Below are 2,966 nucleotides of genomic sequence, written 5' to 3' on the forward strand. Positions count from 1 at the left end.
GCCATCCCGGGGAGTTCCTGAACCTTCCCAAAAATCGTCAGTTCTCTGAACGCACCTCACCACTTAAAATACCCACACACCACGCAAAATTAAAATTTTGCAGATAACTCATTAATATCAGTTAGTTGTGGGTTATTAAATTACGCAGTATTACTTTCTGTAAGGTGAATCCAAGTCGTCGGCGATTCGTGTACGACTTGCCGACGACTCGTCATAGAGTCATCGACGACTCACTTAATACTATCAGTAACTTATGACGACTTGACTCTAGAGTCGAATCGTCACTTTGGTGTTTTTTTGACCTTGACGACTCTAGAGTCAAGTCACGAGTCGAATCGCCGGTGAATCGTGTGGTGAGTCGTCCGGCGACGTGCCATAACGTGATTGCCGGCCGTCGACGAACCCGATTCCTGATCATGCTGAAAACCGGTTTTCCGGCTGCGCCGGCAACGCTTCACGGCCACGCAATAAATTGCGTCCCCGTTCACCGTTTTCGGATGGGAAGAACGGCAGAAACAGGACTTACCATGGCTGAATGAGGTGAATTTCCGCGCTATGCACTTGCGCGCATACTCATGCATGCCGTGAAAACGGCCTCAGGGCGTTTCTGGCGGGTTTTCGGGTGGTTTGTTGCCTGTTTTACCGGTTTCCCGTCGGAAACGCCCTGAGGCCGTTTTAGCGGTGCGTACAATCAGGGCTTTATGTTAAATGGAGGGAGCAAAAAAATCCCCTCACCTGAAGGGGCGGTTTTTCTTAAATTAAAATATTTTTCATATTTATTTTTAAGGAGTAGGCTGATCTTAAAATAAAGTATTCCTAATTGAACACTTTGTTTAACCACTCAACAAAAGTATTAACCGACTCATGCCCGTGATCTAGCGTGTTTCTTGTTATAGATATACCTAAAGGAGCGCCGGGTTCATTTTGAGTGGCAAGAAATGCATGTATGATAGCTTTAGATTTATGGGCATCAATATAAGTAGATAAACTACTTTTTTTGCACTTTTCTATATATTCTTTTGCTTCATTAATGCATTCTGATGGGGCAATGCCAATACAAAAGTCTTCAAGCATGCCGTCTACAACATTATCCGGCATAAACCAAACACCTAATAATGTCCCACCTTTTAGTTTCACTATTGTGCCATCTTTCTCCGGACGCTCTGGTGATGATTGGTCATCGGTGTTCTTAGAAATTATATGTCTAATTCGAGCCCACTTAGATTCAAGGTTGGGGTTATCCGCATCTAATACAATTGCTAATTTTTTTGGTATTTCCGATGAAAATAACAAAGCATCAAGTCGTTTTATTGCACCATCATCACTTCCGCATGAGTAAAATCCAAATGATTCAGCGACAGAGTGCTTTTGACATAGAGATATAATAACGTGGCAATCATTATCCCCTTCCGTTAATATTACGGGGCCTTTTGTTTTTTTCAACCAGTTCTCAGCCATTTTACCGAACCTCTACATCAAATTCTAATGAGTCATTCAAAGATTCAAGATCATATTTTTTAGATTCTATATCACCATTGTTATTTTCTATTCTATAGAACATCCCTGAATCCGACCTTTTTTTCCAGTTTTCTTTAAATGACAATATGCAATCTCGACTGTGAGATGTGCAGAAAACTTGTACATTCAATGAGTTAGAAAGGTTGAATATTATTTCCCATACCTTTTCTTGAACGCTCCAGTGTAAACCGTTTTCAAATTCATCGATTAACAATATTCCATTACTACAATTAGCTAATGACAAAATGATATGGAATATTCGCCCCATTCCATCGCCAAGGCTTTTTAATGTCACGGGGTCATCTATATGCCTTAATTTTACTACAGGGGTACGTCTTGCTGATCCTTTTCTTTGTTGGATCATGGCAATTCCAGTAACTCTGTTCTCTATGATTCTCAAGGCATTAAGAATATACTTTTCTGAATCTGTTAGGCTAATGTTGTCCCATAGAAAGCCTAGTTCATCAAATGAAGCTCCAGATGATGGGACTAGTAATATATTTTTTCTTTCGCTCATAGAGCGTCTGAATGTTCTACCACCATCAAAAGGAGTGTCGCTATCTTGATATAATGGGAACTCACCACTCCTTTCGGTAGCTTCTGATTTTGTTAGTAGACTTAGTGCAAAAGCATCCTCTAAAAAAATCTCTCGGTTCGCATTGTCTGTTTTTATATCTATAGTTTGCCTAGTTACTCTTTTTGCATCTCGTTCAATATAACTGTATCCAAGGCTTATTGTTGTTCTATCTAAATTACTGGATATTTCTAGTTCTTTGAAAGATTCTATTTCTATTTTGTGATTTATAAAAAAATGTCGTAGTGGTGATAAGTAAAAGTCAACATTACCTCTTTCTATGATTTCTTCACGATCACTTAATACTTTATAGATCGATGGCTCGCTGAATCCATTTGCATGAAGATATATCGCTTCGAGGAATGAGCTTTTCCCAGCGTTATTTTTTCCAGAGAACAAATTAACTCTAGATAACTTTGGAACATTGAGTTCTGTAAAAAAGCGATAGTTCTTTATATTTAAGTAGTCTAGCATCAGCTATACCTCAAAAGAGTGCATTGAACATATAACATCATGTTTTTGATGAAATTTAAACATCATTATAGATTACAGCTCAATTTTTACGCGCTAATCAGTTTGTATGTGATGCAATGTTAGTTGCGTCTATTTCAATGAATCAATTCTTTTAAGGATCTCTTGAGATCCTTATCTAGTCGTCGTAGTCTCTTGCTCTGTAAACGAAAAAACCACCCGGCAAGGTGGTTTTTCGAAGGTTCATTAACCGGCAAGTTTCTGAACCGAGGTAACTGGCTTGGAGGAGCGCAGTCACCAAAACTTGTTCTTTCAGTTTAGCCTTAACTGGCGCACAACTTCAAGACTAACTCCTCTAAATCAGTTACCAGTGGCTGCTGCCAGTGGCGCTTTTGCATGTCTT

2 protein-coding genes are annotated in these 2,966 nt (G+C 39.3%); both read right to left on the minus strand.

Annotated features, from left to right (window positions below; translation table 11 throughout):
• Positions 1 to 816: 816 nt before the first annotated feature.
• Entirely contained in the window at positions 817 to 1,458 is a 642-nt protein-coding gene (locus RRF55_RS26950; RefSeq protein ID WP_134726087.1) for a DUF3226 domain-containing protein, read from the minus strand.
• A 1-nt stretch (position 1,459) separates the two neighbouring features.
• The gene (locus RRF55_RS26955; RefSeq protein WP_110924998.1) at positions 1,460 to 2,566 is read right to left on the minus strand and encodes an AAA family ATPase; all 1,107 of its coding nucleotides are present in this window, start codon (positions 2,564 to 2,566) and stop codon (positions 1,460 to 1,462) included.
• Positions 2,567 to 2,966 lie beyond the last annotated feature (400 nt).

This window comes from Klebsiella sp. K47 (assembly GCF_051858335.1).
In the GTDB taxonomy this organism is placed as follows: domain Bacteria; phylum Pseudomonadota; class Gammaproteobacteria; order Enterobacterales; family Enterobacteriaceae; genus Klebsiella; species Klebsiella pneumoniae.

Coding starts and splice junctions, on each gene's coding strand:
- RRF55_RS26950 (WP_134726087.1), bottom strand. CDS start 1,458: ATGGCTGAGAACTGGTTGAAAAAAACAAAAGGCCCCGTAATATTAACG.
- RRF55_RS26955 (WP_110924998.1), bottom strand. CDS start 2,566: ATGCTAGACTACTTAAATATAAAGAACTATCGCTTTTTTACAGAACTC.